Consider the following 26925-nt stretch of genomic DNA (forward strand, 5'->3'; position numbering starts at 1 on the left):
GGCCGGGACCGGCGGCCACACCGGCGCCCGCGCCGGGGCCGCAGCGGTGCGGCGGGCGGCGGACGAGGAGCCCCTGCCCGGCCATCCGCCGCCCGTCGCCGATCGCTGATTTCTGATTGCTGATTTCTGATCGCTGAACCCGGCCGCGCGACGCGACTGAGGCGCCGCAGGGTCCGGACGTCGCGATCCGCGCGCAGCCGGCGCACCGCCGGGCGCACCGCGCGGCCACCGCACGGTCCGGACGTCCGTCCGTGCGCGACCCGTGCGCGACCCGTGCGCAACCTGTGCGGCGCCCCCGCGCGGCCCCGGGCGCGACCGGGGATCAGCGGTGTCCCGGGGGTGGCGCGGTCAGCGCTGCGGGCCGCGCTTGCGCTGCACCAGGTGCTTGCCGAGCGCCTGCCGCTGCTTCCAGACCCGGCGGCGCTCGGCCCGCAGCCGGGCGTCCGTGCGGGAGGCGATCCACTCGTTCTCCCGGATCAGCTTGCGGTAGCTGTCCAGCCGGCGTTCCTGCAGGGTGCCGTCCTCCAGCGCGGCGAGGACCGCGCAGCCCGGCTCCGCGGTGTGCGCGCAGTCGTGGAACCGGCAGTCGCCGGCCAGTTCCTCGATCTCCGCGAAGACCCGCGCGACTCCGTCCTCGGCGTCCCACAGGCCGACTCCGCGCAGCCCGGGGGTGTCGATGAGGACGCCCCCGCCCGGCAGCGGAAGCGGCAGCAGGTCGCGTGTGGTGGTGGTGTGGCGGCCCTTGCCGTCGCTGTCGCGGATGGTTCGCACGGTCTGGGTCCCGCTGCCCAGGAGGGAGTTGGCGAGCGTGGACTTGCCCGCGCCGGACTGGCCGAGGAGGACGGTGGTGCCGCCGGCGACGGCGGCCGTCAGGACGTCCAGGCCGTCACCGGTCGCCGCGCTCACCGTCAGCACGGAGACGCCCGGGGCCGTGGCCTCCACGTCCGCCACGAGATGGGCGAGCGTGGCCGGGTCCGGTACGAGGTCCGCCTTGGTGAGCACGACGAGGGGCTGGGCGCCGCTCTCCCAGGCGAGGGCGAGGAACCGCTCGGCCCGGCCGAGGTCGAGCTCGGCCGCCAGGGAGACCGCGATCAGGACGTGGTCGACGTTGGCCGCGAGGACCTGGCCGTCGGACCGCTTGGAGGAGGCGGAGCGCAGGACGGCCGTACGGCGCGGCAGCAGGGCCCGGACCGCGTGCTCGTCCCCGTCGTAGGCGATCCAGTCACCGGTGCAGGCCCAGCGGGTCGGGTCCGGGTCGGAGACGGGAGCGAGGTCGGCCCTGACCGTGCGGAGCCCCGCTTCCGCCCCGGCGGAATCGGTACCGGGGCCGGACGGGGCCGGGACGACGGCGTCGCACAGGCCCCGGTCGACGCGGACGATCCGGCCGGGCAGCAGCCCGTCCGCCGCATACGGCGCGAAAGCCTCGGCGAAGGCCGCGTCCCAGCCGTAGCGGGCGAGAGGGGCGGGGGAGGTGGAGGGGGTGGAGTGGGAGGACGGAGAAGAAGAGAGGTGATGCGCTTGCTGACGCAACGGGATGACCCTTCACGGGGGCGGTCCCGGCTGCGGGTGCGCAGGGGCGGCGGCGCGCTGGTGCGCCGTGGGGCCCTGCTGGAAAGTGGCGTGAGCCGTCAGCCGGTAACCGCGGGAGTGGGATTGCTGGACTTCGGGACCCGGGCAGCGCCCGTCACAACGACCGTCGTCATCACAGTCCTCACCTCCCCTTGCGTTCGCTCACACGTCCGGTACCGGCGGCGGTCCGCCGCCGTGCGGTTCGCCGGTCAGCCTAAGCCCGGCCCGGAGACGGGCGCCAGCCGTTTTTCCGCCCGGTGCCCGGGCTCCGCCGTCGGGCACGGGGAGCCGCGACGGGACGGGAGGCCCGTATGGCCGCTCCGTTTCGGGTACTGCCGGTCGGCCGGTTGTCCGTGCTGGGTCAGCCCCGGCCGCCGCGCCGCCCGGCGTCCGTGTCCGCGGCCGGGTCCGCAGCCGTTTCCGCGTCGGTGTCCCTGTCCGCCGGCGGCGGCTGCCCGGGGCCCGGGGTCTCCCCCTGTGCCGGTCCCCCACGGCCCTCCGGCCGCGCCGCCCCCCGCTTCTGCTCCGTCGTCCCCCCGGGCCCGGTCCGTTCCGGCTCCCCCGCCCCGGCGGCCGCTTCGCTCTCCGTGCCGCCGGGCTCCTCCCCCGCGTCCGGCGCCTTGCCCTTGCGTGCCCGGCGGGTGTGCAGCGGGCTGTGCAGCCGGGAGCGTATGTCGTCCGGCGGCAGGAAGCGTGCCCAGCGTTCGGGGAACTCGGGCGGGGGCTCGCGGTCCGGGCCGTCCTCCCGCTCGTCCCAGTCGTCGTCCGCCTCGTCGGCCGCGGACCGGCTGCGGGCCGCGCGTTCGGCCTCCGCCCGGGCGACGATCTCGGCGGCCTCCGCCTCCCGCAGCCGCAGGTTCCGTTCGCGCGCCGCGGCGGTGGCGACGGACGGCCAGACGCGGTCGATGGCGGCGTTGACCGCCGCGCCCACGAGCACCGCGAAAGCGGAGACGCCGATCCACAGCAGGACGGCCACGGGCGCGGCCAGCGAGCCGTAGATGGTGGGACCCTCGACGGTGCTGCTGAGGTAGATGCGCAGCAGGAAGCTGCCGAGCACCCACATGGCGAGGGCGACCAGGGCCCCGGGGATGTCCTCCACCCAGGGCGAGCGCACCGGCACCGACACGTGGTAGAGCGTGGTGAGGAAGACCACCGACAGCACCAGCACGACCGGCCAGTAGAGCACCCGGACGACCGCCGTGCTCCACGGCACGATCTCGATGACGGTGTCCGGGCCGGCGATCATCAGCGGCAGCACGACCGCCCCGATCACCAGTGCGACCAGGTACAGCAGGAAGGCCAGCAGCCGCGTCTTGACGATCCCCCGGTGCCCGTCCAGCCCGTACATGACGGTGATGGTGTCGATGAAGACGTTGACCGCCCGGGAGCCCGACCACAGGGCGAGCGCGAAGCCCAGGGAGATGACGTCGGGGCGGCCGCCGCGGGTCACGTCGTCGAGCAGCGGCCGGATGAGCTGCTCGACACCCCGCTCGGAGAGGACGGTGCGGGAGGCCGTGAAGATGTTCTGCCGGATGCCCTCGATGGTCTCGGTGCCGATCCAGGCGTCGAGGTAGCCGAGGAGCCCGATCAGGCCGAGGAGCAGCGGCGGCAGGGAGAGCAGGGTGAAGAACGCCGCCTCGGCGGCGAGCCCGAGGATGCGGTACTCGATGCCGGAATTGACGGTGTCCTTCAGCAGCAGCCAGGCCACTTTGCGCTTGGAGACGTGGGGGTACAGGGCGCGGGCCCTGCGCAGACGGCTCTGGGGCCGTTCGGGGGATGACTCGGCTGCTTGCACGCGCTTAACGTATCCGGCATGGCAGCCACCACACACACCGTGACCAACCAGGCTCCGCCGCTGGTCGGATATGACGTCTTCGCCGCGGACGCGGTGCTCGCGGAGGGAGTCGCCCGGTACGCGGCGCCGGAGCGGCTGGAGGAGATCCGGACGGGGCTCGGCGAGCTGGGCCGGGCCGCCGGCTCGTCCCAGGCGCAGCGGTGGGGGGCGCAGGCCAACGAGCACCGTCCGGTGCTGCGCACCCACGACCGGTACGGCAACCGGCTGGACGAGGTTGAGTTCCACCCCGCCTACCACCGGCTGCTGGGCCACGCCGTCTCCGCCGGGCTCACCGGCGCCTGGTCCCGCCCCGACGGCCATCTGCGGCGGGCGGCGGGGTTCATGGTCTGGTCGCAGGTGGACGCGGGGCACGGCTGCCCGGTGTCGATGACGCACGCCGCCGTGCCGGCGCTGCGCACCGACCCGGAGCTGGCGGCCGAGTGGGAGCCCCGGCTGACCTCGGACGCGTACGAGCCGGAGCTGCTGCCGCCGGGCGGCAAGCCGGGCGCGCTGTTCGGCATGGGGATGACGGAGAAGCAGGGCGGTTCGGACGTCCGGGCCAACACGACGGTCGCGGAGCCGCTGGCCGAGGAGGGGGCGTACACCCTCACCGGCCACAAGTGGTTCTGCTCGGCCCCGATGTCGGACGCCTTCCTGGTGCTGGCGCAGGCGCCCGGCGGCGTCACCTGCTTCCTGCTGCCCCGGGTGCTGCCGGACGGCAGCCGCAACACCTTCCGTCTCCAGCGGCTCAAGGACAAGCTCGGCAACCATTCGAACGCCTCCTCGGAGGTCGAGTTCGACGGCACCACCCGGGTGCGCCGGGTCGGCGAGGAGGGGCGCGGGGTCGCCACGATCATCGGGATGGTCGCGGCGACCAGGCTGGACTGCGTGCTCGGTTCGGCGGCGCTGATGCGCCAGGCCGTCGTCCAGGCCGTGCACCACGCGGCGCACCGCAGTGCCTTCGGCGGCCTGCTGGTCGACAAGCCGCTGATGCGCAACGTGCTGGCCGACATGGCGCTGGAGTCCGAGGCGGCGACGACCGTGGGGCTGCGGCTGGCCGCAGCCATGGACTCGGGGGACGAGCGGGACCGGCTGCTGCTGCGCCTCGCCGTCCCGGCCGCCAAGTACTGGGTGACGAAGCGGGCCCCGGTGCTCGCCGCGGAGGCGCTGGAGTGCCTGGGCGGCAACGGCTACGTGGAGGAGTCGGGGATGCCGCGGCTGCTGCGCGAGGCCCCGGTCAACTCGGTGTGGGAGGGCTCCGGCAACGTCCAGGCGCTCGACGTGCTGCGCGCCCTGCGGCGCGAGCCGGAGGCGCTCAACGCCTTCCTCACGGAGGTCGGCCTGGCCCGCGGCGCCGACCACCGGCTGGACGGCGCCATCAAGGACCTGCTCTCCGAACTCGCCGATCTGGAGGGCATCGAGAGCCGCGCGCGGCGGCTGGTGGAGCGGATGGCGCTGGTGCTGCAGGGCTCGCTGCTCGTCCGGTACGCGCCGCCGGAGACGGCCGACGCCTTCTGCGCCTCGCGGCTGGGCGGCGACTGGGGCGGCGCGTTCGGCACGCTGCCGCACACCCTGGACCTGGCGTCGGTGGTGGAACGGGCCCGGGTGCCGTTCTGAGAGCGCGGGCCGGCCGGAGCCGGGGCGGGCGCGGCCCGGGGGCCTGGCGGGATGGTCCCCGGCCCCGCTCCGGGTCGCCGGGGAGGGCTTGACCCGGAGCGTGGAGCGGTGGGTGGTGCTGCGCCGTCACGGCACCACCCCCGCCGCGGGAACGCCGCCTCCGCGGCACCCCAGTGCGCGTCGTACGGCGTCACCCCACTGTGCTGCGGCGCGTGGCCGGGTACAAAGGTTGCAGAGGTTGCGGCGGGTCGCAGCATTTGCGTCAAGTGGTGTGCTGTTCAGGCCGCTTGGGCGGCACCATGGGGGAAGCCGCCGTTCCGCCGGTGCCGATGCCGCCACCGGCCCCCCTCCTTGACGGAGACCGCACCGTGAACCACACACCGCAGAAGCCGGCCCCGGCCGCACCCGGGGATACGCGCGAAACCGCCCGGGTGCTCAGCGGTCTGCGGGAGGCCGCGCTCTCCGGTCTGCGTCCGCCGCCGGCCGCCCACCCGCTGATCGGCGAGTCCTGGATGCGGGTGCTGCGGCTCGGCCTGGACCCGGACCGCGGGGCCCCGGCCCGGCTGCTGCCGCTCGACGAGCTGGAGCACCGCCGCCGCACCTCCCCGCTGGCCGCCGTCCTCCCCACCCTGCGGGAGGGGCTGGTGTCGGTCGCGGACGCGGCGCGGCACATCATGGTGGTCACCGACGCGGACGGCCGGGTGCTGTGGCGGGACGGCAACGCCCGGGTGCGGCTGGAGGCGGACCGTATCGGCCTGGAGCCGGGCTCCAGCTGGGCCGAGGAGTCGGTCGGCACGAACGGCATCGGCACCGCCCTGGTCACCGGCCGGCCGGTGCGGGTGCACTCCGCGGAGCACTTCGTCCGCAGCCACCACTCCTGGACCTGCGCCGCCGCGCCGCTGCACGACCCGCGGGACGGGCGGCTGCTGGGCGTGGTGGACGTCAGCGGGCCGGCCGCCACCGTGCATCCGGCGACGGCGCGGCTCGTGGCGTCCGTCGCCCGGCTCGGGGAGAGCGAGCTGCGGGAGCGGCATCTGGAGACCATCGAGCGGCTGCGGGCCGTGGCGGCTCCCCTGCTGTGCCGGCTGGGCGGCGCCCGGGCCGTGGCGATCGACCGTTCCGGCTGGACGGCCGCCGTCACCGGGATGCCGCCCCCGGGGCGGCTGGCGCTGCCGGAGAACTTCGGCACGGGCAGCCGCCGGCTTCCCGCCCTGGGCCCCTGCACCGTGGAGCCGCTGCCGGACGGCTGGCTGATCCGGCTGGACGAGGCGTCCCCGCCCGGTCCCGGTGACGCCCCGCCGGTCACGGGCGTCGCGCTGGACCTGCGCCGGCCGGGCCGCCCCACCCTGACGGTCACCGGCGGTACGGGCGACTGGACGCAGCCGCTGAGCCCGCGCCACGCCGAGATGCTGTACGCGCTGGCGCGCCGCCCCGCCGGGCGGTCCGCGGCCCAGCTCGCCGCGGACCTGTTCGGGGACCCGTCCCGCACGGTGACCGTCCGGGCGGAGATGTCCCGGCTGCGGCGGACCCTCGGCGGAGTCCTGGACCACCGCCCGTACCGCTTCGCGGACGGTGTGGACGTGCGGCTGCTCGCGCCGGACCACCCCGGTGACCTGCTGCCGCGCTCCACGGCCCCGCTGGTCGTCGCGGCCCGCCGGACCGAGGACGGGCCGGCGCCGTCCCGGCCGCCGCTGCCGGGGAGTTGAGCCCGGCGGGCCCCGGCCGGCCCCGAGGCGGCCGCTTGCCGCGGGCCGCCCGCCCGCGCGCGGGGCACCCGTTCGCGCCACCGCTGTGGCCGTGCCCGTTCCGCGCCTCTAGCGTGCGAGGGGGACGGTCGGCGTGCGACGGGGCCGGTCCGGCGCGGCGGAGGGCCCGCCCCGAGGGGAGAGCGATGGGCGGCGGCAGCGTCGAGGAGCGGGGCCCGGGCGGCTCCCGCCGCGCGCGGCCCGGGCGCCGCGCTGGGCCTGGAAACGGCGTCTGGGGGCTGCTCGCGCTGCTCCTCCTCGTCGGGCTCACGCTGCTGCACCAGGGCACGGCCGGCTCCGGCGGGCCGCCGCAGCCCGCGAACGCCCCGGCGGACCTGCGGAGTCCGCCCGCCGTGCGGGCCGCCGAGCCGTTGCCGCGCTCCGTGCCGCGGCGGGTGCGCGTCCCCGCCGTCCGCGTCGACGCCCCCCTGACGCCCGTCGCCACGGACGGCGACGGCTGGATCGAGGCGCCGCCCGCCCGGGAGCGGAACCTCGCCGGCTGGTTCGCGGAGGCGGTGACCCCCGGGGAGCGCGGCACCTCGGTCCTGGTCGGGCATGTCGACAACGCGTCCGGACCGGCCGTCTTCTACCCCCTCGGGGCCGTCCGGCCCGGCATGGACGTCGAGGTGTCCCGGGCGGACGGGCGCACCGCCGTGTTCGGGGTCTACCGCGTCGAGGTGGTGGCCAAGGACCCCTTCCCGGCCGAGCGGGTGTACGACGGCACGGGCCATGCGGAGCTGCGGGTGCTCACCTGCGGGGGCGGCTACGACGAGAAGACCGGCTACGCGGGCAACGTCGTCGTCTACGCCCGGCTGACCTCGGTGCGGTGAGCACGGCCGCCCGGCTCCGTGCCCCGGTCCGCGCCGGGGCCCGACGGCGGGGCGGGGACGGGGCGCGCGGCGGGGGCGTGCGGGTGGCGTGATGGGATGGCGCCATGAGCAGCAGCGTCACCGTGACCACCTGGTACCTGGAGCAGACCTCGGCCGCCGATCTGGTGCCCGCCGCGGCGCCGGCGGACGGGCGGGGTTCGCGCGTCGAGCGGGCGGAGGTCCCCTCCCCCGAGTTCAGCCGCTTCCTCTACACGGCGGTCGGCGGCGACGTGACGTGGACGGACCGGCTGGACTGGCCGTACGCCCGCTGGCGGGAGTTCCTCGAACGGCCCGGCGTCGAGACGTGGGTGGCGTACGACCGGGGCACCCCGGCCGGGTACATCGAGCTGGAGGCCCAGGAGGACGGGGTGGTGGAGATCGTCTACTTCGGCCTGGTCCCGTCCTTCCGCGGCCGCCGCATCGGCGGGCATCTGCTGAGCCTGGGCACGGCACGCGCCTGGGACCTCGCCGGGCGGTGGCCGGGGCTCGCCCCGACGCGGCGGGTGTGGGTGCACACCTGCAGCAAGGACGGCCCGTACGCGCTGGACAACTACCGGCGGCGCGGCTTCCGGCTGTACGACACGCGCACCGCGGAGGAGCCCGGGACGCCGCCTCCGGGCCCGTGGCCGGGGGCTTTCTGACCCGGCTTCCGGTCCGCCCCGCCGGCGGACGGGCCCCGGGGGCGCTCCGCCACCGGGCGGATCCGGCCGCGGACGGCACCATCCGGTCACGGCCCGGGCGGCCCGGTCTGTGACCCGGGCCACAAGCATCCACATTCCGAAACATTGTTGTCCAATTGGCGGACAACGATGGACTGCCCCACGAGCGTCGTGGCACGCTCTCGGCATGTCTGAAGCTGGAATTGCCTTGGTGAGTCGGCGCCACGTCGATCTCTGCCGCATGTCCAGCGCCATCTGTCCGGCGGGCTGACAGTCCCAGCGCCACCGAGCTTCCCGCCGTCCCCGCCCTCGCGGACGAGCGAACACCCCTGACCACCGCGTGACCACCGCAGCGCCGCGGGCTCCGCCGCGCCGAGCGGTGGACTCCTGCCGCAGTACAGGTCAGCAGGGGTGTGCCCCGTTCACCTTGCGCTTCCGGCCCGACCGGCGGGAGGCATGTCCCCCCTTGTCTCCTCCTGAGCAGCCCGAGAAGGACACCACCGCCATGGCCGCCACCTCAGAACGCGCCAGCACCGCCACGACCCGCCGGAAGGCCGGCCGCCACCGCGGCGAGGGCCAGTGGGGCGTCGGGCACCACACCCCGCTCAACGGCAACGAGCAGTTCAAGAAGGACGACGACGGTCTCAATGTGCGGACACGCATTGAGACGATCTACGCCAAGGCCGGTTTCGACTCCATCGACCCCACGGACCTCCGCGGCCGGATGCGCTGGTGGGGCCTCTACACCCAGCGCCGCCCCGGGATCGACGGCGGCAAGACCGCCGTCCTGGAGCCCGAGGAGCTGGAGGACAAGTACTTCATGCTGCGGGTCCGCGTCGACGGCGGACGCCTGACCACCGCTCAGCTCCGCGCCATCGGCGAGGTGTCGGAGAGCTACGCCCGCGGCACCGCCGACATCACCGACCGGCAGAACGTCCAGCTGCACTGGGTCCGCATCGAGGACGTCCCCGCCATCTGGGAGAAGCTGGAGGCCGTCGGGCTGTCGACCACCGAGGCCTGCGGCGACTGCCCCCGCGTGATCATCGGCTCCCCGGTGGCCGGCATCGCCGCCGACGAGATCATCGACGGCACCCCCGCCGTGGAGGAGATCCACCGCCGCTACATCGGCAGCAAGGAGTTCTCCAACCTGCCGCGCAAGTTCAAGACCGCGGTCTCCGGCTCCCCGGTCCAGGACGTCGTCCACGAGATCAACGACATCGCCTTCGTCGGCGTCGACCACCCCGAGCACGGCCCGGGGTTCGACCTCTGGGTGGGCGGCGGGCTGTCCACCAACCCCAAGCTCGCCCAGCGCCTCGGCGCCTGGGTGCCGCTGGACGAGGTCCCGGACGTCTGGGCCGGTGTCACCGGCATCTTCCGCGACTACGGCTACCGCCGCCTCCGCAACCGCGCCCGGCTGAAGTTCCTCGTCGCCGACTGGGGCACCGAGAAGTTCCGGCAGGTGCTGGAGGACGAGTACCTGAAGCGGAAGCTCACGGACGGCCCCGCCCCGCCGGAGCCCTCCACCCAGTGGCGCGACCACGTCGGCGTCCACCGGCAGCACGACGGCCGCTACTACGTGGGCTTCGCCCCGCGCGTCGGCCGCGTCGACGGCGCCACCCTCACCCGCCTCGCCGACCTGGCGGCCGCCCACGGCTCGGACCGGCTCAACACCACCGTCGAACAGAAGATGATCATCCTCGACGTGGAGAAGGACCGGATCGACTCCCTCGTCTCCGGTCTGGAGGAGCTCGGCTTCCAGGTCAGCCCCTCGCCGTTCCGGCGCGGTGTCATCGCCTGCACCGGCATCGAGTTCTGCAAGCTCGCCATCGTCGAGACCAAGGCGCGCGGCATCTCCCTCATCGAGGAACTCGAGGCCCGGATGCCGGACTTCGAGGAGCCGGTGACCATCAACATCAACGGCTGCCCCAACGCCTGCGCCCGCATCCAGACCGCCGACATCGGTCTCAAGGGCCAGCTGATGCTGGACGCCGACGGCAACCAGGTCGAGGGCTACCAGGTGCACCTGGGCGGCTCCCTCGGCTTCGACGCCGCCTTCGGCCGCAAGGTCCGCGGCCTCAAGGTCACCTCCGCCGAACTCCCCGACTACGTCGAGCGGGTGCTGCGCCGCTTCGAGAAGCAGCGCGAGGACGGCGAGCGGTTCGCCACCTGGGCGGCACGCGCCTCCGCGGAGGACCTGTCATGAGCGACCGCGCAGCGCCGTTCCACTGCCCGTACTGCGGGGACGAGGACCTGCGGCCCTCCGAGGAGGGCCACGGCGCCTGGGAGTGCGGGTCCTGCGCCCGCGCCTTCCGGCTCTCCTTCCTCGGGCTGCTCTCCGGCCCGCGCACCGGCCACCACGAAGGGGGAACCACCGCATGACCACCGCACCCTCACCCCGCCACACCACCGCCGAACTCCGCGCCCTCGCCGAGAAGGGCGCCGCCGAGTTCGGCGACGCCGGCCCCGAGGAGGTCCTGCGCTGGGCCGCGGACACCTTCGGCAGCCGCTTCTGCGTCACCTCCTCGATGGAGGACGCGGTCGTCGCCCACCTGGCGTCCCGCGTCCAGCCGGGCGTGGACGTGGTGTTCCTCGACACCGGCTACCACTTCCCCGAGACCATCGGCACCCGCGACGCCGTGGCCGCCGTCATGGACGTCAACGTGATCAGCGTGACGCCGCGGCAGACCGTCGCCGAGCAGGACGCCGAGTACGGGCCGAAGCTGCACGACCGCGACCCCGACCTGTGCTGCGCCCTGCGCAAGGTGGCCCCCCTCGAAGAAGGACTGTCGGGCTACGACGCCTGGGCGACCGGGCTGCGCCGCGACAACGGCCCCACCCGGGCCGCCACCCCGGTCGTCGACTGGGACGCCAAGCGCCAGAAGGTCAAGATCTCGCCGATCGCCACCTGGACGCAGGACGACCTGGACGCCTACGTCGCCGAGCACGGCGTGCTCACCAACCCGCTGCTGACGGACGGCTACCCCTCGATCGGCTGCGCCCCCTGCACCCGGCGCGTCAAGCCGGGCGAGGACGTCCGGGCCGGCCGCTGGGCGGGCCGCGGCAAGACCGAGTGCGGACTGCACACCTGATGAGCGATCGCCCGGCTGGGGCCGCAGACCGAGAAGGACCCGGGGTGAACCGGGGAGACGGGCGCCGAGGAGGAGGGCCGATCATGACCACCACGACCGAGGCGGACGGGACCGCGGGGCCGGACGGACGGACCGCACCCGCCGCGAGCACGGACGCCGCGGAGGGCACGGACGCCGCGGCAGGCACGGAGGGCACGGACACCGCCGGACCCGGCGGCAGCCCGTACGCCCTGTCGCACCTGGACGCGCTGGAGTCCGAGGCCGTGCACATCTTCCGCGAGGTGGCGGGCGAGTTCGAGCGGCCGGTGATCCTCTTCTCCGGCGGCAAGGACTCCATCGTCATGCTCCACCTGGCGCTGAAGGCCTTCGCCCCCGCCGCCGTCCCGTTCTCCCTGCTCCATGTCGACACCGGGCACAACTTCCCCGAGGTGCTGGACTTCCGCGACCGCACCGTCGCCGAGCACGGCCTGCGCCTCCATGTGGCCTCCGTCCAGGAGTTCATCGACGCGGGCAAGCTCCGCGAGCGCCCGGACGGCACCCGCAACCCGCTGCAGACCGTCCCGCTGCTGGACGCCATCGAACGGAACCGCTTCGACGCCGTCTTCGGCGGCGGCCGGCGCGACGAGGAGAAGGCCCGCGCCAAGGAGCGCGTGTTCTCCCTGCGCGACGAGTTCGGCGGCTGGAACCCGCGCCGCCAGCGCCCCGAGCTGTGGCAGCTCTACAACGGCCGCCACTCCCCCGGCGAGCACGTCCGCGTCTTCCCGCTCTCCAACTGGACCGAGCTGGACGTGTGGCAGTACATCGCCCGGGAGAAGATCGAACTCCCCGCCATCTACTACGCCCACGAGCGGGAGGTCTTCGCCCGCAACGGCATGTGGCTCGCGCCCGGCGAGTGGGGCGGGCCGAAGGACGGCGAGCGGACCGAGACCCGCAGGGTGCGCTACCGCACGGTCGGCGACATGTCCTGCACCGGGGCCGTGGACTCCGGCGCCGACACCATCGAGGCCGTCATCACCGAGATCGCCGCCTCCCGGCTCACCGAGCGGGGCGCCACCCGCGCCGACGACAAGCTGTCCGAGGCCGCCATGGAGGACCGCAAGCGCGAGGGGTACTTCTAACCATGAGCAGCACCGACACACCCGCCGCCGCGGCCGCGGCGGCCGCCGCCGAGAGCCTGACCGCCGCCGGCGAGTCCGCCACGCTGCTGCGGTTCGCCACCGCCGGCAGCGTCGACGACGGCAAGTCCACCCTGGTGGGCCGGCTCCTGCACGACTCCAAGTCCGTCCTGGCCGACCAGCTGGAGGCCGTCGAGCACGCCTCCCGCAGCCGCGGCCAGGAAGCCCCGGACCTCGCGCTGCTCACGGACGGGCTGCGGGCGGAGCGCGAGCAGGGCATCACCATCGACGTGGCCTACCGGTACTTCGCCACCCCGCGCCGCCGGTTCATCCTCGCCGACACCCCCGGCCATGTGCAGTACACCCGGAACATGGTCACCGGGGCGTCGACGGCCGAGCTGGCCGTCGTCCTCGTCGACGCCCGCAACGGCGTCGTGGAGCAGACCCGCCGGCACGCCGCCGTCGCCGCGCTGCTCCGGGTGCCGCACGTCGTCCTCGCCGTCAACAAGATGGACCTCGTCGGCTACGAGGAGTCCGTCTTCGCCCGGATCGCCGGGGAGTTCACGGCCTACGCGGCCGCGCTCGGCGTCCCGGAGATCACCGCCATCCCGATCTCCGCGCTGGCCGGGGACAACGTGGTCACCCCGTCCGCCACCATGGACTGGTACGGCGGCCCGACCGTCCTGGAGCACCTGGAGACGGTGCCGGTCACCGACGACCCGTCCGGTGACCCGGTGCGCTTCCCCGTCCAGTACGTCATCCGCCCGCAGACCCCCGAGCACCCCGACTACCGGGGCTACGCGGGCCAGCTGGCCTCCGGGGTGCTGCGGGTGGGAGACCCGGTGACCGTACTGCCGTCCGGCCGCACCAGCACCGTCACGGCCATCGACGCCCTCGGGGAGAACGTGGACGCGGCCTGGTCGCCGCAGTCCGTCACCGTCCTCCTCGACGACGACCTCGACATCTCGCGCGGCGACATCATCGTCACCACCGCCACCGCCCCGGCCGTCACGCAGGACGTCGAGGCGACCGTCTGCCATCTGCACGACCGGCCGCTGGCCGTCGGCGACCGGGTGCTGCTCAAGCACACCACCCGCACGGTCAAGGCGATCGTCAAGGACATCCCGTCCCGGCTGGCGCTCAGCGAGCCCGACGAACACGGCGGTCTCGCGCGCCACCCGGCGCCGGGCGAGCTGGCGGCCAACGACATCGGCCGGATCGTGCTGCGCACCTCCGAGCCGCTCGCCCTCGACGCCTACGCCGACTCGCGCCGCACCGGATCGTTCCTGCTGATCGACCCGGCGGACGGCACGACGCTCACGGCGGGCATGGCGGGCGACGCGTTCACCGAGTCCGCGAACGGCACCGCGCGGGCCGCGGACGGCGCGGCCGACGACGGCTGGGACTTCTGACCGTGACCACCACGGCCCGTCCCGCCACCGAGAGCTGGTCGACCTTCGCCAAGGAGGGCGGCCGGGTCGGCAGCGGCGCCCTCGGCAGCGGCGAGGGCGGCGTCGGGCGATGTGCCCGCGGCTGAGCGGCTGACCCCGCGCCCCGCACTCGCACCGTCCCGAAACCGCCGCCCCGCCGGGCGCGCCGCCACCCCGCGCCGAGCCCGGCCGCCCTCCGAGAGGACACCCCTCCCGTGTCTGCCGACCACCCCGCCCCGCTCCGGGGGCCGCGCCGCACCCGCCGGGGGCACCGCCCCCGGCACCGGTACGCCACCGCGGCCGTCGCCGCCGCGCTCGCCGCGCTGCTGGCCGTCGCGCTCGGCGCCTGCGGCTACGGCTCCCGGGCCGAGACCGGCGGCGTCGCCAAGGTGCAGCCGCGCGGTGAACGCACGGGCGGGCTGGACGAGGTACGGCTGGGCTACTTCGCCAACGTCACCCACGCCACCGCGCTCGTCGGCGACCGGGAGGGCTTCTTCCAGAAGGAGCTGGGCGGGACCAAGGTGACCGCGCAGGTGTTCGGCGCCGGCCCGTCCGCCGTCGAGGCGCTCAACGCGGGTTCCGTGGACATCGCCTGGCTCGGCCCCTCCCCCGCCGTCAACGGCTACACCAGGGCCGGCGGCCGGAACCTCCGGATCATCTCCGGCTCGGCCTCCGGCGGGGTCTCCCTCGTCGCGCACCCCGACCGGGTGAGCGGCCCGGACGACCTGCGCGGCAAGCGGATCGCCACACCGCAGCTCGGCAACACCCAGGACGTGGCGCTGCTCCACTACCTCGCGGAGAAGGGCCTGCGGGTCGATCCGGACAGCGGCGAGGGCGAGGCGACCGTGCTGCGCATCGACAACAAGGAGACCCCGGCCTTCTTCCGGCGCGGGGACATCGACGCCGCCTGGGTGCCGGAGCCCACCGCCTCACAGCTCACCGCCCAGGGCGGCAGGGTCCTGCTGGACGAGCGGGACCTGTGGGAGGACGGCCGGCACGTCATCACCACCATGGTCGTCTCGCAGCGGTTCCTCGCCCGGCACCCGGAGGCGGTGGAGGCCGTGCTGCGCGGCTCCGTCAAGGCCAACGCCTGGATCAAGAGCCACCCCGAGGAGGCCAGGGCCTCGCTCAACACCGCGCTGGAGCGGCAGGGCGGCAAGGCCCTGCCGCCCGAGGTGCTCGACCCCGCGTTCGAGCACATCGAGGTGCTCGACGACCCGCTCGCCGCCACCCTCGCCCGCCAGGCCGAACACGCCGAGCGGGCCGGGCTGCTGGAGAACCCCGACCTGCGCGGCATCTACGACCTGAGGCTCCTCAACAAGGTGCTGGCGGAGCGCGGCGCGCGGCAGGTCTCCGCCGCCGGCCTGGGTTCCGGCTGACCGGCACCACCCGCACCCGCATGGCCCGCACCGGCACCGCCCGCCGCAGCACCGTCCACCGCAGCGCCGAACCCGTCCCTCCGGAGGTGACACCGATGGCCACCACGCTCCTCGCGCCGCACACCGAGGCCCCGGCCGACCACGCCGTACGGCTCGATCACGTGTCCAAGTCGTTCGGCCGCGGCGGCGGCCGCCAGCTCGTCCTGGACGACATCAGCCTCGACGTGGCGAACGGCGAGTTCGTCTGTCTGCTGGGCGCGTCGGGCTGTGGGAAGTCCACGCTGCTCAACCTGGTGGCGGGGCTCGACCGGCCCACCTCCGGGGAGATCGGCGTCCCCCACGGCCGGCCCGCCCTGATGTTCCAGGAGCACGCCCTGTTCCCGTGGCTCACCGCGGGACGCAACATCGAACTGGCCCTGCGCATGCGGGGCGTGCCCAAAGCGGACCGGCGCCCGGAGGCCGAGCGGCTGCTGGAGCTGGTCCGGCTGAAGGGCGCGTACGGCAAGCGGGTGCACGAACTGTCCGGCGGGATGCGGCAGCGGGTGGCGCTGGCCCGGGCCCTGGCCCAGGACAGCAATCTGCTGCTGATGGACGAGCCGTTCGCGGCCCTCGACGCCATCACGCGCGACGTGCTGCACGAGGAGCTGACCCGGATCTGGACCGAGACGAACCTCTCCGTCCTCTTCGTCACCCACAACGTGCGCGAGGCGGTCCGGCTCGCCCAGCGCGTGGTGCTGCTGTCCTCCCGCCCCGGCCGGATCGCCCGGGAGTGGCGGGTGGACATCCCGCAGCCGCGCCGGATCGAGGACGCGGCCGTGGCCCGGCTCTCCGTGGAGATCACCGAACAACTGCGGGGGGAGATCCGCCGGCATGGCCAGCACTGACACCCGGGGCGGCGCGGACGGCACGGGCGGCGCCTCCCCGTCGTCCTCCGCGGCCGCCTCCGCGAACGGCTCGCCGAACGGTTCGCCCAGCGACCTGGAGGGGCTGGAGGCCGGTCTCGACGCCCTGGAGACGCACACCGCGTCCCGGGTGCCGTTCGGCCGGCTCCTGCTCGACAAGGTGCTGCCGCCGGTCGTCGCCGTCGTCATCGTGCTGGCGCTGTGGCAGCTCGCGTACGTCCTGGAGATCAAGCCGCACTACCAGCTGCCCGGGCCGCTGGACGTCTGGAACGCCCTGGCCGACGAGTGGTACAAGGGCACGATCCTCGGCGTGGTCTGGAACAGCGTCTCCCGGGGCGCGCTGGGCTTCGCCGCCTCGCTCGCCATCGGCACCCCGCTGGGCCTGATCGTGGCCCGGGTGAAGCCGGTGCGGGCGGCGATCGGGCCGATCCTGTCCGGGCTGCAGTCGCTGCCGTCGGTCGCCTGGGTGCCCGCGGCCATCATCTGGTTCGGCCTCTCGGACGCGACGATCTACACGGTGGTGCTGCTGGGCGCCGTACCGTCGATCGCGAACGGCCTGGTCGCGGGCGTGGACCGGATCCCGCCGCTGTATCTGCGCGCCGGCCAGGTCATCGGCGCCACCGGGCTCAGGGGCGTACGGCATGTGCTGCTGCCCGCCGCGATGCCCGGCTACATCTCCGGCCTCAAGCAGGGCTGGGCGTTCTCCTGGCGTGCGCTGATGGCCGCCGAACTGATCGCCAAGTCACCGGAGCTGGGCGTCGGCCTGGGACAGCTCCTGGAAACGGGCCGGGTCTACCAGGACATGCCGCTGGTGCTCGGCGCCATCACCCTCATCCTCGTCGTCGGCATCGGCATCGAACTGCTCGTCTTCGCGCCCGTCGAACGCCGCGTGCTGCGCAGCCGCGGCCTGATCGCCGGCGCCCGCTGAACGGACACCCGCCACCATGACCCCACAGCCCCTCTCGCACGGCACCTCCGCCGCCCCCACCCTGGTGATCACCGCCCACGGCAGCCGCGACCCGCGCCACGCCGCGACCGTCACCGCGCTCGCCGAGCGCGTCCGCTCCCTGCGGCCGGGCCTGCGCGTCGAGACGGGCTACCTGGACTTCTGCGCCCCGAGCGTGCCGCGGCTGCTGGACCGGCTGGCCGCGGAGGGCGTCCGCGAGGTCATCGCCCTCCCGCTGCTGCTGACCCGGGCCTTCCACGCCAAGTCCGACATCCCCGGGGTGCTCGGCGAGGCCCGCGCGCGGCTGCCCCGCCTCACGATCACCCAGGCGGACGTCCTCGGCCCGTCCCCGCTCCTCCTCGACACCCTCGAACAGCGCCTGTACGAAGCCGGACTGGCCCCGGACGACCGCGCGTCGACCGGAATCGTCCTGGCCTCGGCGGGCTCCTCCGACCCGGAGGCGATCGCAGTGATCGCAGCAATCGCGCGGGAGTGGCGGCGCACCGGTTGGTGCGCCGTGCGGCCTGCGTTCGCCTCCGCTCAGCTCCCCCGCACGGCGGACGCCGTCCGCGCCCTGCGCGCGGACGGGGCCCGCCGGGTGGCGGTGGCCCCGTACGTCATCGCCCCGGGCCGTCTCCCGGACCGCATCGCGGCGGGCGCGCGGGAGGCGGGCGCGGACGTCCTGGCCGGCGTCCTCGGCCCGGACGAGCGGCTGGCGCGCCTGCTCCTGACCCGCTACGACGAGTCCCGCGCGGCCCGCCCGGCCCTCAGGGCGTTGAGCGCCTGACGGCGCTGCTCTTCGGGGTGGCTCGCCGCCTCCGCGCTACTCGCTCAGCAGCGCCGCGAGGCGGACGGCGGTCTTCTCGCCCGCCCGTTGCTTGATCAGACCTTCCTTGGCAGCGGCACGAAGCCTGACCGCCGAGGTGTGCTCCCCGCCTCGTGTCACCAGCGCCGTAACCACGACGGGATTCATCCCACCGATACCAGCGCCGGCGACGACCCGGATCGTCCTCCGGTCCCCGCCGGGCTCGACGTGCACGGGCTCAACGGCCTGCCCGGCTCCCCCGAGCACGTCGGCGACACGCTTGACGGCGTCGTCGAACGGCAGGGGGATGACCAGGTCGATCTCGTGGACGTTCTTCTTCAACCGCTTGGCCACACGCCCGGTCAGGCGGCCGCTGGCCCCGACCACCGTGCCCAGTGCCGCGATCTCTCCGGTCAGGATCTCGTCCTCACCCCGGTCCACGAGCCCCGCCCTTCGCTGTTGAACCACCCCTGCGATCCGCCACGGGCCCCGCCGGTGGCGGTGGCCCGCTGATTATCGCTGCGGCCCGCCCACCGGACCGTATCGCGGCAGACACCCGGGAGGGTCGGGCCGTTTCCCACCCGCTCCGATGTCCTCCGGTTCACCGGCAGGGGGCCGCCACCCGTTCACGGCTCCGACGACGCGAACGCGAACTCGCCCGCTTTGACCCCGCGTATGAGTTCGCGCAAGGCCCCCCGGGTGGTCCTGAGGACGGTGTCCGGCTCCTCGCTCTCCCGCAGCCGGAGCGTTCCATCAGGCACGGAGGCAACGTAGACGCAGGAGGACGCCTCCTGGCTGAAGCTGGATTTCTGCCAGTTGAGCACAGACACAGTGAGTCCTTTCACAGATCGCGGGCAAGGCGGTGCAGAAAGTTCTTGGAGGCCGCCGGACTGAGAGCAGCATTCTCCATCCGGTCCAGCACCAGGCGATACCTATCCAACCGAGTCTGCGCATCCACGAGTTCCACCCCGTGTTCGGTGTCGATCTGCACTGTGTCGAGTTGCCTCACCGGCCCACTGAAGTAGTCGATGCCCTGCCCCGAACAGGGAAAGGGAGCCCCGCCGAATGGAATCACCCTGACAGTGATGTCCTCCCTTTCACCCATGTCGATGAGGTGCTGGATCTGTGCTCTGCTGGTTGCGGCCCCGCCGAACTGCATGCGCAGAGCCGCTTCGTGGATGACAGCGGTGTACGGCACCGGCCGGTCCCGGTGGAGAACCACTTGGCGCTTCATCCGGTGAGACAGCCGGAATTCCAGCTCGTGGGGAAGCAGCGCGGGTACCACCTGCCGGAACAAGGCCCGAGCTTGGTCGATCGTCTGGAGAAGCCCAGGAATGTGGACAACCTGAGCCACCCGGATGGCCGTCGCGTGATGCTCGAGTTCCGAAAGATCCAGCAAACCTTGCGACAGGGTCTCGCGGTGCTCTTCCCACCACCCGCGCTTGCGGTCACCGGTCATGCCCACGAGCGCGTCGACCAAGGCCTGGTCCGTGCAGCCGTAGTTGCGGGCAAGGACCCGCACGCGATCACCGCTCACACCGTACCGGCCGGCTTCGATTCCGCTGAGCCTCGACTGCGGCACGCCCAGGCGCGCGGCTGCCTCCGTCGCGGACAGTTCGGTGCGCTCACGCAGTCTCCGCAACTCCGCGCCCAGACGCCTGCGCCGAACCGTCGGAATGGCGTTCGTGGCAGACATGGGTTATCTCTCCTCGCTCGCACAGCAGAACGCCCAGTCACCAGATCGGTGGGTCATGGTCTTATGACGCTGTTCTCCATGGGAATTAGACCATGATGGGCGTTACGGTCAGAGCCGGCAGTCCACCGACCACGCCGCCGCGCAGGCCGACTTCACGACCTCCCAGGAGAAATCAATGCTCACCGTAGCCCCGGACTGGGCGTACGCCCTCCAACTTCCCCACGATCCCCGCGCCCCGCGTATCGCCCGTACAACCTTGCGAGCCGTGCTCGACGGACACGGCCTGGACGACCTGGCGGACACCGCCGAACTCCTGGCGTCCGAGATGGTCACCAACGCCTACCGGCACACCGGCGGGCCATCGTCGCTGCGCCTGCGCGGGCTTTCGGACGGGCGGCTCCGGATCACCGTCTGGGACACCGACCCGACCGTCCCGCCACCCTTCGACAAGCCACCGTGCCCCGGAGCCGGAACGGGGAACAGACGTGGTGGACGCGGAGGCCGAGAGCGGTCGCGGGCTGCACCTCGTGCGGCTCTGGGCGGACAACTGGGGAAGCTGCCTGCTCGGCGACGGCGACCACCCGTGGCCCGGCCCGCGCGGCAAACTCCTCTGGATCGAACTCGTCCGGCGCGAACGCTTCACCATGGCCGCGTGACGCGCCGCCGGGGTCGCCCCGCATACCAACCCGGACCCATTCCCGGCGCGGGACGGCCAGTGTCAGACCGTCCCCCTAGGTTGCCCCCATGAGCGAATACGTACTGACGGCAGGCGCGTGGCTCGGAGCGTGGGCCTGGGACGAGGTGGTCCCGGAACTGCGGGCGGCCGGGCACGGCGTGCATCCCCTGACGCTCTCCGGGCTCGCCGAGAAGAAGGGCGTGCCCGCCGGACAGCAGACGCACGTGCAGGACATCGTCGGGGAGATCGAGCGCCGGGAGCTGCGCGACGTCGTACTGGTCGGGCACAGCTACGCGGGCATCCCGGCCGGTCAGGCCGCCGAGCGGATCGGGGACCGGCTGGCCCGGGTGGTCTTCGTGGACTCCAACGTCCCGGCCGACGGCGAGTCGTTCGTCTCCGCCTGGCCGGACGGCAGGGCGATGGTCGAGGCGGCGATCGCCGCGAACGGGGGCTTCTGGCCGGTCCCCGACGCGGACGAATTCGCCGGCCAAGGACTCAGCCCCGAGCGGATCGCCCGCTTCACGGCCGACGGGAGTCCGCACCCGGGCGCCACGCTCACCGAACCGGCCGTGCTGGCGCGCCCGCTCGGCGAACTCCCCGCGACGTACATCAAGTGCCTGCTCGACTGGCCCGAGCCGAGCCCCGACGTGGCCGAGTTGCTGAAGAGCGAGCGGTGGCGGCTGGTCACGATGGACACCGGCCACTGGCCCATGTTCTCCCAGCCGCGCGAACTGGCCCGGATACTCCTCGCCGCGGCGGGGCCCGGTGACTGAGCCGCAGTAGTTGGCGGATCCACGCACCCGGTGTGAGACATGTACCAGGATTGACGCAGGGCAGAAAAGCGCACCCGTGTCCGCGCGGACCAGGAGGACTCGGCCCTGACCAACGAAGCCGCCAACCGCCGTGACGTCCCGGAGGGAGAGACCATCCCTGAGGGGATCCACGTGGCGGCCGGGGCGGGCCACGGCCGGGACGAGCCGCTTGAGTGGCCCGCCTTCGACGGCGGCGGGACATCCGCCACCAGCGAGGAAGTCACGTCGGCCGTCGCCGGCGGAGCCGCCGGCCGGTAGTCGCTCCGGATCAGGGCCGGTGTCCGTGCCCGAAGGGCCGGTAGGCGTCGTTGGTGGCGACCGGCGCCCCGCCTTCGGCGGTGCCGCCTCCCGGGATGTAGACGGTGTCGCCGACGGTCGCCGCGGCGGTGCCGTGACGCGGCACCGGCATGGGAGCCAGGCGCTGCCAGCGGTCGCGGGCGACGTCGTAGACCTCGGTCTCGGCGAAGACGCCGTCCGAGCCCGGGGCCGGGTTGCCCTCGCCCCCGAAGGTGTAGATCTTCCCTCCGACCGCGGACGCGGCGAGGCCTCCCCGTGCGGTCGGCATCGGGGCGCGTTCGGCCCACCGTCCGGTGTGCAGATTCAGTGCGTAGACGGTGTCGCGCACGTTGACCTGGCCCCGGTCACGTCCGCCCAGCACATAGAACGTGGAACCGACGATCGCACCGCCGACGTGATCGCGGGCCTGCGGAAGCGGGGCCAGTTCGCGCCACCTGCCACTGTGCACGTCGTAGGCCGACACGGTGTCCACCGTGTCCTGCAGGCCACCGGGTCCCGGGGTCAGCGTCCGCATACCGCCGGCGAGGTAGACCGTCCGGCCCTTCACGCCCATCGCGGCGCTGCCGCGCGCCATCTCCCGCGGCACCGGAGGCAGCGAGGACCATCGGTCCCTCTTCGGGTCGTAGACGAAGCTCGCTCCGGTGGCCTCCCACGAAGCGCCGCCCGTCAGCCCGCCCAGAACGTGGATCCTGCCGTCCACGACCGCCACGTTCGGATGGTTCATGGGCACCGGCAGCGGAGCCGCTTCCGACCAGCGGCGTGTGCGGGTGTCGAAGACCTCGACCCGGTCGACCGTGGTGACGCCGCCGCCTGCCTGGGGGACGATGCCGCCCAGCACATAGACCTTCTCGCCGAGTGCGGCCACCCCGTGTTCCTGGCGCGGGCCGCCCTTGATCCCCGGCAGTTCCTGCCACCCGCGCCCGTAGTGCGGATCCGCCGGGACGGCCCCCGCACCGGCGGCCGGCGGGTGGCCTTCGTGGGCTTGCGCGGGTATCGCCACCCCGCCCGCCGCCACCGACGCGGCGAGAGCTAAGGACACCGTCGCTGTACGAATTTTCGTGTTCGGGTTCATACCCGAGACCATGCCACCGGCCGAGAACATCAGTCCAATGCATAGTTGGCATGCAATGCTATGCGCGTGACGCATATCGAGCGCCTTGACCTCAACCTGCTCATTCCCCTCGCAGCCCTGCTGGAAGAACGGAACGTTTCCCGCGCTGCCGGGCGTGTGCATCTGAGTCAGCCCGCGATGAGCCGTACGCTGCGGCGCCTGCGTGAGACGTTCAAGGACGACCTGCTGGTCCGAAGCCCCTCGGGATACCAGCTGACACCGTGCGCCGAACGGCTGCGGCAGCAACTCGCCGTGCTGCTCCCGCAGATCGCCGACCTGTTCCCCCGCGAGGGATTCTCCCCCGGGACCGCCGCGGAGACCTTCCGGCTGACCGGCACCGACTACGCCGCCTCCGTGATCGGCGAGGAGTTGATCCGGACCGTCATGCAGCGCTCACCACAATCCCGGCTGCACTACCGGTCCTGGCACGAGGGAGTCTTCGACGACCTCCACCGCGGGGCGGTGGATCTGGCCTTTTTCGGCTCCGAACCGCCGGCCTCCTTGCGCGCCGAGCCCTTGTTCGCCGAGGAGTTCGTCTGCGTAATGGACCGTGAGCACTCGCCGACCGGCCGCACCGCGCTCGACCTTGCCGATTATCTGCGCGCCGTCCACGTCGTGGTCGACATCTCCCACGGCCGGCAGGGTGTCGTCGACGCGAGCCTGCGCCGGGCCGGCGTGGAACGTACCGTCGGTCTCACGGTGCCCTACCACTACGCGGCCCTGCAGGCCGTCGCCGGAACGGCCCTCGTCGCCACACTGCCGAAACGGCTCCTGGACGCCGACGCCTCGGGACAAGACACAGCACTGCGCATCGTGCCCGCCCCCGAAGTCATCGACACCATGACCTATCTGATGCTCTGGCATCCACGACTGGACAACGACCCCGCACAACGATGGCTGCGGCAGCAGGCCCGCACAGCAGCAAAAGGCTCCGCCCCGCAGGCCGGGCCCGCAGAGGGCGGTTCGTGAGTCTCCGAGAGATTCCGCTGTCGCCCTGGGGTGTGAGCGCGTGCGGGATCCTCTGGTCTGCGGCCGCCGATCTGCTGGTCGGTCAGCCGCCTGCCGGGGAAGGCTCTAGGGTCCCGCCTGTGACCGAACTTTCCTCATCGCACCGGGCGACAGCCGATGCCTACGATGCCGTTGCCGTTCTCTACGCCGAACTCTTCCGCGACGCGCTCGACGCTCTGCCGCTGGATCGCGCAGTGCTCGCCGCGTTCGCCGAGACGGTGCGGGCCGCCGGTCCCGGGCCGGTCGCCGAGCTGGGATGCGGCCCCGGATTTCTCACGGCGCACCTGCGGGATCTGGGGCTGGACGTCTTCGGCGTCGACCTTTCGCCGGTGATGATCGGCCTTGCCCGGGAGGCGTACCCGGACCTGCGGTTCGAGGTCGGTTCCATGGACGCCCTGGACCTCGCCGACGGCAGGCTGCACGGCGTCGTGTCCTGGTACTCGGTCATCCACGCCCCGCCGGCGGATGTGCCCTCGTACTTCGCCGAGTTCCGCCGGGTCCTCGCGCCCGGCGGCACACTGCTGCTCGGCTTCTTCGAGTCGGAGGGCGAGCCGGTCACGGCGTTCGACCACAAGGTGACCACGGCCTACCGATGGCCGGTCGACGGTCTCGCGGGGCTGGCCGGTGAGGCCGGCTTCACCGAGGTCGGCCGGATGCTGCGGGAGCCGCTGGAGGGGGAACGATTCCGCCAGGGGCGCCTGCTGATGCGCGCGGGGAAGTGACCCGGAGTGCCGCGTGCCGCGTGCCGCCGTCGACGGCGCGCGGCACCCCGGAGCGGTGATCCAGCCGCGGGGCGGGGCCTCGGTCCGGAGCGGCCCTCCCGGCCTACTCGTCCGGTCCGGCGGGCTGTCCGTCCGTCTCGTCACCCCGCCAGACCGCCGTGAGGGCGGCGATCGTCTCCGCCGTCCAGGTCTCCGCGGCCGCCTTGTCGATGCCGAGCCCGCTGAGGGGGCCCGCGCCGTCCTCGAACTCCAGCAGGGCCAGCAGGATGTGCTCGGTGCCGATGTAGTTGTGGCCGAGCCGGAGCGCCTGCCGGTAGGTCAGTTCGAGGGTCTTGCGCGCGTCCGCGTCGTACGGGATCAGGTCGGGAACCTGTCCGGCTGCCGGCGGCACAGCTGCCGTCGCCGCCTGCCGTACGGCGTCCAGAAGGACACCCTGGTCGTTGATCGCCTTGGCGCCGAGCCCTTCGGGTTCCGCCAGCAGACCCAGGAGCAGATGGGCCGGGCCGATGGTGTCGTTGCCGGCCGCGCGGGCCTCGTTCTGGGCGGCCATCACCACGTTCTTGGCGCGCGGGGTGAACCGGCTGAAGCCCTGGCTCGGGTCGAGGTCCTGCGCTTCGCCCGAGCCCTTCGGCACGAAGCGCTTCTGTGCCGCCTGCCGGGTCACGCCCATGCTGCGGCCGATGTCCGTCCAGGAGGCGCCCGAGCGGCGCGCCTGGTCCACGAAGTGGCCGATCAGGTGGTCGGCCACATCTCCGAGATGGTCCGCCGCGACGACCGCGTCGGTGAGTTGTTCCAGCGCGTCGGAGTGGGTCTTCTTGATCGCGTCGATGAGGTCGTCGAGCCGGACCGGATGCGTCATGCGTACGGGTTCCGTCATGAGGCAACCGTAGGTTGACAGTTCGCGTGCGTCAACCTCGCGTTGACAGTCCCTCCGGGTTCGTCCCGCACCAGCCGTTCCTGCGGTCCGAAACGCCAACTCGCCGCGGAAGTACACCCGTTGGCTGAGCGCCCCCGGACGCGGCCGAAGCGGGGCGCTTGGCGGCCGGGGCACCGGGACCCCGCACGTGAGCCCGGCCGCCACCTCCGGGAAAGGGTGACGGCCGGGCTCCGGCGGGATGCGGATGGCTGTTACTCGACGACCTTCAGCAGCCGGTTCGGGGTGGAACCGGTCGCGTTGGTGATGGCACCGGCGGTGGCACCGCTGCTCAGGGCACTCGCTACCTGGGCCGGGGTGGCGCCGGTGTGGCGGCCCAGGTAGATGGCGGCGGCCCCGGCGACGTGCGGGCTGGCCATGGAGGTACCGGAGATGGTGTTGGTGGAGGTGTCGCTGCTCCGCCAGGCCGAGGTGATGGAGGAGCCGGGTGCGTAGATGTCCACCACGCTGCCGTAGTTGGAGTAGTACGGCTCCGAGTCGCTGCTGGTGCTGGCGGCGACGGTGATCGCCTCCTGGACCCGCGCCGGTGAGTAGTTGGCCGCGTTGGCCGCCGAGTTGCCCGCCGCCACGGCGAAGGTGACGCCCGAGGCGATCGCGGAGCGCACGGCCGCGTCCAGGGCCGCGTCGGCCCCGCCGCCGAGGCTCATATTGGCCACGGACGGACCGGAGGCGTTCCGCTGGACCCAGTCGATGCCGGCGACGACGCCGGCGGTGGTGCCGGAACCGTTGTTGTCGAGCACGCGGACGGCGACGATCTTGGCCTTCTTGGCGACACCGTGCGCCGCGCCGGCGACGGTGCCCGCCACGTGCGTCCCGTGCCCGTGGCCATCGGTGGCGGAGTTGTCGCCGTCGATGGCGTCGTAGCCGAGGCTGGCACGGCCCCCGAAGTCCTGGTGGGTGACGCGCACGCCGGTGTCGATGACGTAGACGGTCACGCCCTCGCCGGCACTGTCCGGGTAGTTGTAGACGCCGTCCCGCGACCGGGAGGTCTGGTCGATCCGGTCCAGGCCCCAGGACGGCGGGTTGGCCTGGGAGCCGGTGATGCGGAAGGTCTTGTTCTGCACCACCTTGTCGACGGCCGGGTCGGCGGCGAGGCGTCTCGCCTCGGTCTCCGTGAGGCCGGTGGCGGAGAAGCCGTCCAGAGCGGTGTAGTTGTGGTCGAGCTTGCCGCCGTACGTCTTGGCCAGCTCCTTCTTGCCGGTGGCCTTCAGGGTCTTGGCGGCGGCACCGTCCTTGAGCAGGACGACGTAGCTGCCGTCGATGGCGGTCTTGGCACCGGCGCCGTAGATCTTGCCCTCGGCCGGGGCGGGGGCGGCTCCGGCGGGGACGGCCGCGAGGCCGGTGCCCACGACGGCCGCGGCGGCGGATATGGCGACGGTGAGGCGGCGCAGAGCGGAACGCGAGCGAGTTGCCATGAGGGGTCTCCTCCTGCACTGAGTGGGGGTGTGCGGGGGCGGAACGTCGCGACGGGCCGTGGGGTCGAGGCCCGCTTCGATGAGTCAGCACGGTGACTGATTGACGCGCTCATATCAATACGTTCGCTCAGCGGTGTGACATGGGTTACATCGTCCGGTAATCGCGAATATCTGCGCGGCGGGCGGAATCCGGCCATCGCGGGCCACCGCTGATGTGGCGTCACTGGCGGCCTGCGGCCGCCCCCGGCCATGACGACGGAGGAAACGGGCTTCGAGGGTGACGCCCTATAAGACG

At 73.3% G+C, this 26925-nt stretch carries 26 protein-coding genes and 2 pseudogenes; 20 read left to right on the forward strand and 8 right to left on the reverse strand.

Annotated features, from left to right (window positions below; translation table 11 throughout):
* Positions 1 to 348: 348 nt before the first annotated feature.
* Positions 349 to 1530: a ribosome small subunit-dependent GTPase A gene (gene rsgA, locus SXIN_RS05985; protein ID WP_019711008.1), complete on the reverse strand. Its 1182-nt coding sequence runs from the start codon at positions 1528 to 1530 to the stop codon at positions 349 to 351.
* Positions 1531 to 2149: 619 nt separating this feature from the next.
* Positions 2150 to 3364: pseudogene (locus SXIN_RS05990) on the reverse strand (YihY/virulence factor BrkB family protein); the annotation flags it as partial.
* 18 nt (positions 3365 to 3382) lie between these two features.
* On the opposite strand from SXIN_RS05990, the gene SXIN_RS05995 reads away from it, so the two are divergent.
* The 15 genes from SXIN_RS05995 (at position 3383) to SXIN_RS06055 (ending at position 17941) form a co-directional block, all read left to right on the forward strand.
* Complete coding sequence (locus SXIN_RS05995; protein WP_019711010.1) at positions 3383 to 5020, forward strand: acyl-CoA dehydrogenase family protein; 1638 nt, start codon at positions 3383 to 3385, stop codon at positions 5018 to 5020.
* Between the two features lie 329 nt (positions 5021 to 5349).
* Entirely contained in the window at positions 5350 to 6726 is a 1377-nt protein-coding gene (locus SXIN_RS06000; protein ID WP_095756696.1) for a helix-turn-helix domain-containing protein, read from the forward strand.
* A 185-nt stretch (positions 6727 to 6911) separates the two neighbouring features.
* Positions 6912 to 7595: a class F sortase gene (locus tag SXIN_RS06005; protein WP_095756697.1), complete on the forward strand. Its 684-nt coding sequence runs from the start codon at positions 6912 to 6914 to the stop codon at positions 7593 to 7595.
* A 104-nt stretch (positions 7596 to 7699) separates the two neighbouring features.
* Positions 7700 to 8275, forward strand: a complete 576-nt coding sequence (locus SXIN_RS06010) for a GNAT family N-acetyltransferase (RefSeq protein WP_019711012.1) — start codon at positions 7700 to 7702, stop codon at positions 8273 to 8275.
* A 205-nt stretch (positions 8276 to 8480) separates the two neighbouring features.
* Positions 8481 to 8564: a putative leader peptide gene (locus SXIN_RS32880; protein ID WP_311133484.1), complete on the forward strand. Its 84-nt coding sequence runs from the start codon at positions 8481 to 8483 to the stop codon at positions 8562 to 8564.
* 234 nt (positions 8565 to 8798) lie between these two features.
* On the forward strand, positions 8799 to 10496 hold the full coding sequence (locus tag SXIN_RS06015; RefSeq protein ID WP_019711013.1) for a nitrite/sulfite reductase: 1698 nt from the start codon (positions 8799 to 8801) through the stop codon (positions 10494 to 10496).
* Positions 10493 to 10672 carry a hypothetical protein gene (locus SXIN_RS06020; protein WP_019711014.1) on the forward strand — a complete coding sequence of 60 codons (180 nt, stop codon included), beginning with the start codon at positions 10493 to 10495 and terminating at the stop codon, positions 10670 to 10672. The genes SXIN_RS06015 and SXIN_RS06020 overlap by 4 nt, the downstream gene beginning before the upstream one ends.
* Entirely contained in the window at positions 10669 to 11382 is a 714-nt protein-coding gene (locus tag SXIN_RS06025) for a phosphoadenylyl-sulfate reductase (RefSeq protein WP_019711015.1), read from the forward strand. The genes SXIN_RS06020 and SXIN_RS06025 overlap by 4 nt, the downstream gene beginning before the upstream one ends.
* Before the next feature lie 83 nt (positions 11383 to 11465).
* Entirely contained in the window at positions 11466 to 12500 is a 1035-nt protein-coding gene (cysD, locus tag SXIN_RS06030) for a sulfate adenylyltransferase subunit CysD (RefSeq protein WP_019711016.1), read from the forward strand.
* Positions 12501 to 12502: 2 nt separating this feature from the next.
* Positions 12503 to 13909 carry a sulfate adenylyltransferase subunit 1 gene (locus SXIN_RS06035; protein ID WP_019711017.1) on the forward strand — a complete coding sequence of 469 codons (1407 nt, stop codon included), beginning with the start codon at positions 12503 to 12505 and terminating at the stop codon, positions 13907 to 13909.
* Between the two features lie 2 nt (positions 13910 to 13911).
* Positions 13912 to 14034 carry a hypothetical protein gene (locus SXIN_RS32715; RefSeq protein WP_265585947.1) on the forward strand — a complete coding sequence of 41 codons (123 nt, stop codon included), beginning with the start codon at positions 13912 to 13914 and terminating at the stop codon, positions 14032 to 14034.
* 108 nt (positions 14035 to 14142) lie between these two features.
* Positions 14143 to 15306, forward strand: coding sequence for an ABC transporter substrate-binding protein (locus SXIN_RS06040; protein WP_095756698.1), 1164 nt, complete (start codon positions 14143 to 14145; stop codon positions 15304 to 15306).
* Between the two features lie 95 nt (positions 15307 to 15401).
* Entirely contained in the window at positions 15402 to 16190 is a 789-nt protein-coding gene (locus SXIN_RS06045) for an ABC transporter ATP-binding protein (RefSeq protein ID WP_039823441.1), read from the forward strand.
* Entirely contained in the window at positions 16177 to 17136 is a 960-nt protein-coding gene (locus SXIN_RS06050; protein WP_019711020.1) for an ABC transporter permease, read from the forward strand. Before SXIN_RS06045 ends, SXIN_RS06050 begins: the two co-directional genes overlap by 14 nt.
* 16 nt (positions 17137 to 17152) lie before the next feature.
* A complete protein-coding gene (locus SXIN_RS06055; RefSeq protein ID WP_095756699.1) occupies positions 17153 to 17941 on the forward strand; it encodes a sirohydrochlorin chelatase in 789 nt (262 codons plus the stop codon).
* A gap of 36 nt (positions 17942 to 17977) precedes the next feature.
* Here SXIN_RS06055 and SXIN_RS06060 read toward each other — a convergent pair whose 3' ends face one another.
* From SXIN_RS06060 to SXIN_RS06070, 3 genes are all read right to left on the reverse strand, one after another.
* The gene (locus SXIN_RS06060; RefSeq protein WP_019711022.1) at positions 17978 to 18400 is read right to left on the reverse strand and encodes a hypothetical protein; all 423 of its coding nucleotides are present in this window, start codon (positions 18398 to 18400) and stop codon (positions 17978 to 17980) included.
* 185 nt (positions 18401 to 18585) lie between these two features.
* Positions 18586 to 18789: a DUF397 domain-containing protein gene (locus SXIN_RS06065; RefSeq protein WP_039823449.1), complete on the reverse strand. Its 204-nt coding sequence runs from the start codon at positions 18787 to 18789 to the stop codon at positions 18586 to 18588.
* Positions 18790 to 18800: 11 nt separating this feature from the next.
* Positions 18801 to 19655 (reverse strand): helix-turn-helix domain-containing protein, encoded by an 855-nt coding sequence (locus tag SXIN_RS06070; protein WP_019711024.1) that lies wholly within the window; start codon positions 19653 to 19655, stop codon positions 18801 to 18803.
* A gap of 175 nt (positions 19656 to 19830) precedes the next feature.
* On the opposite strand from SXIN_RS06070, the pseudogene SXIN_RS32885 reads away from it, so the two are divergent.
* The 3 genes and pseudogenes from SXIN_RS32885 to SXIN_RS06080 form a co-directional block, all read left to right on the forward strand.
* Positions 19831 to 20094: pseudogene (locus SXIN_RS32885) on the forward strand (ATP-binding protein); the annotation flags it as partial.
* 46 nt (positions 20095 to 20140) lie between these two features.
* On the forward strand, positions 20141 to 20311 hold the full coding sequence (locus tag SXIN_RS32890; RefSeq protein ID WP_019711025.1) for an ATP-binding protein: 171 nt from the start codon (positions 20141 to 20143) through the stop codon (positions 20309 to 20311).
* A gap of 88 nt (positions 20312 to 20399) precedes the next feature.
* Positions 20400 to 21104 (forward strand): alpha/beta fold hydrolase, encoded by a 705-nt coding sequence (locus SXIN_RS06080; RefSeq protein ID WP_019711026.1) that lies wholly within the window; start codon positions 20400 to 20402, stop codon positions 21102 to 21104.
* A 307-nt stretch (positions 21105 to 21411) separates the two neighbouring features.
* Here the strand turns inward: SXIN_RS06080 and SXIN_RS06090 are convergent, their stop codons facing one another.
* The gene (locus SXIN_RS06090) at positions 21412 to 22512 is read right to left on the reverse strand and encodes a Kelch repeat-containing protein (protein WP_192883551.1); all 1101 of its coding nucleotides are present in this window, start codon (positions 22510 to 22512) and stop codon (positions 21412 to 21414) included.
* A 66-nt stretch (positions 22513 to 22578) separates the two neighbouring features.
* Between SXIN_RS06090 and SXIN_RS06095 the strand changes: the two genes are divergently transcribed.
* Both SXIN_RS06095 and SXIN_RS06100 read left to right on the forward strand, forming a co-directional pair.
* The gene (locus SXIN_RS06095; RefSeq protein WP_095756701.1) at positions 22579 to 23520 is read left to right on the forward strand and encodes a LysR family transcriptional regulator; all 942 of its coding nucleotides are present in this window, start codon (positions 22579 to 22581) and stop codon (positions 23518 to 23520) included.
* 119 nt (positions 23521 to 23639) lie between these two features.
* Entirely contained in the window at positions 23640 to 24281 is a 642-nt protein-coding gene (locus SXIN_RS06100; protein WP_019711030.1) for a class I SAM-dependent methyltransferase, read from the forward strand.
* Between the two features lie 103 nt (positions 24282 to 24384).
* Here the strand turns inward: SXIN_RS06100 and SXIN_RS06105 are convergent, their stop codons facing one another.
* Both SXIN_RS06105 and SXIN_RS06110 read right to left on the reverse strand, forming a co-directional pair.
* The gene (locus SXIN_RS06105) at positions 24385 to 25158 is read right to left on the reverse strand and encodes a Clp protease N-terminal domain-containing protein (RefSeq protein WP_039823453.1); all 774 of its coding nucleotides are present in this window, start codon (positions 25156 to 25158) and stop codon (positions 24385 to 24387) included.
* 251 nt (positions 25159 to 25409) lie between these two features.
* Positions 25410 to 26630 carry a S8 family peptidase gene (locus SXIN_RS06110; RefSeq protein ID WP_019711032.1) on the reverse strand — a complete coding sequence of 407 codons (1221 nt, stop codon included), beginning with the start codon at positions 26628 to 26630 and terminating at the stop codon, positions 25410 to 25412.
* Positions 26631 to 26925: the final 295 nt, after the last annotated feature.

Origin of the sequence: Streptomyces xinghaiensis S187, assembly GCF_000220705.2 — a bacterium.
Taxonomy (GTDB): domain Bacteria; phylum Actinomycetota; class Actinomycetes; order Streptomycetales; family Streptomycetaceae; genus Streptomyces; species Streptomyces xinghaiensis.

Excerpts from the sequence above, each read along its gene's own strand:
- SXIN_RS05995 (WP_019711010.1), top strand. The coding sequence starts at position 3,383 with ATGGCAGCCACCACACACACCGTGACCAACCAGGCTCCGCCGCTGGTC.
- SXIN_RS06000 (WP_095756696.1), top strand. The coding sequence starts at position 5,350 with ATGCCGCCACCGGCCCCCCTCCTTGACGGAGACCGCACCGTGAACCAC.
- SXIN_RS06005 (WP_095756697.1), top strand. The coding sequence starts at position 6,912 with ATGGGCGGCGGCAGCGTCGAGGAGCGGGGCCCGGGCGGCTCCCGCCGC.
- SXIN_RS06010 (WP_019711012.1), top strand. The coding sequence starts at position 7,700 with ATGAGCAGCAGCGTCACCGTGACCACCTGGTACCTGGAGCAGACCTCG.
- SXIN_RS32880 (WP_311133484.1), top strand. The coding sequence starts at position 8,481 with ATGTCTGAAGCTGGAATTGCCTTGGTGAGTCGGCGCCACGTCGATCTC.
- SXIN_RS06015 (WP_019711013.1), top strand. The coding sequence starts at position 8,799 with ATGGCCGCCACCTCAGAACGCGCCAGCACCGCCACGACCCGCCGGAAG.
- SXIN_RS06020 (WP_019711014.1), top strand. The coding sequence starts at position 10,493 with ATGAGCGACCGCGCAGCGCCGTTCCACTGCCCGTACTGCGGGGACGAG.
- SXIN_RS06025 (WP_019711015.1), top strand. The coding sequence starts at position 10,669 with ATGACCACCGCACCCTCACCCCGCCACACCACCGCCGAACTCCGCGCC.
- cysD (WP_019711016.1), top strand. The coding sequence starts at position 11,466 with ATGACCACCACGACCGAGGCGGACGGGACCGCGGGGCCGGACGGACGG.
- SXIN_RS06035 (WP_019711017.1), top strand. The coding sequence starts at position 12,503 with ATGAGCAGCACCGACACACCCGCCGCCGCGGCCGCGGCGGCCGCCGCC.
- SXIN_RS06045 (WP_039823441.1), top strand. The coding sequence starts at position 15,402 with ATGGCCACCACGCTCCTCGCGCCGCACACCGAGGCCCCGGCCGACCAC.
- SXIN_RS06050 (WP_019711020.1), top strand. The coding sequence starts at position 16,177 with ATGGCCAGCACTGACACCCGGGGCGGCGCGGACGGCACGGGCGGCGCC.
- SXIN_RS06055 (WP_095756699.1), top strand. The coding sequence starts at position 17,153 with ATGACCCCACAGCCCCTCTCGCACGGCACCTCCGCCGCCCCCACCCTG.
- SXIN_RS06070 (WP_019711024.1), bottom strand. The coding sequence starts at position 19,655 with ATGTCTGCCACGAACGCCATTCCGACGGTTCGGCGCAGGCGTCTGGGC.
- SXIN_RS06080 (WP_019711026.1), top strand. The coding sequence starts at position 20,400 with ATGAGCGAATACGTACTGACGGCAGGCGCGTGGCTCGGAGCGTGGGCC.
- SXIN_RS06090 (WP_192883551.1), bottom strand. The coding sequence starts at position 22,512 with ATGAACCCGAACACGAAAATTCGTACAGCGACGGTGTCCTTAGCTCTC.
- SXIN_RS06105 (WP_039823453.1), bottom strand. The coding sequence starts at position 25,158 with ATGACGGAACCCGTACGCATGACGCATCCGGTCCGGCTCGACGACCTC.
- SXIN_RS06110 (WP_019711032.1), bottom strand. The coding sequence starts at position 26,630 with ATGGCAACTCGCTCGCGTTCCGCTCTGCGCCGCCTCACCGTCGCCATA.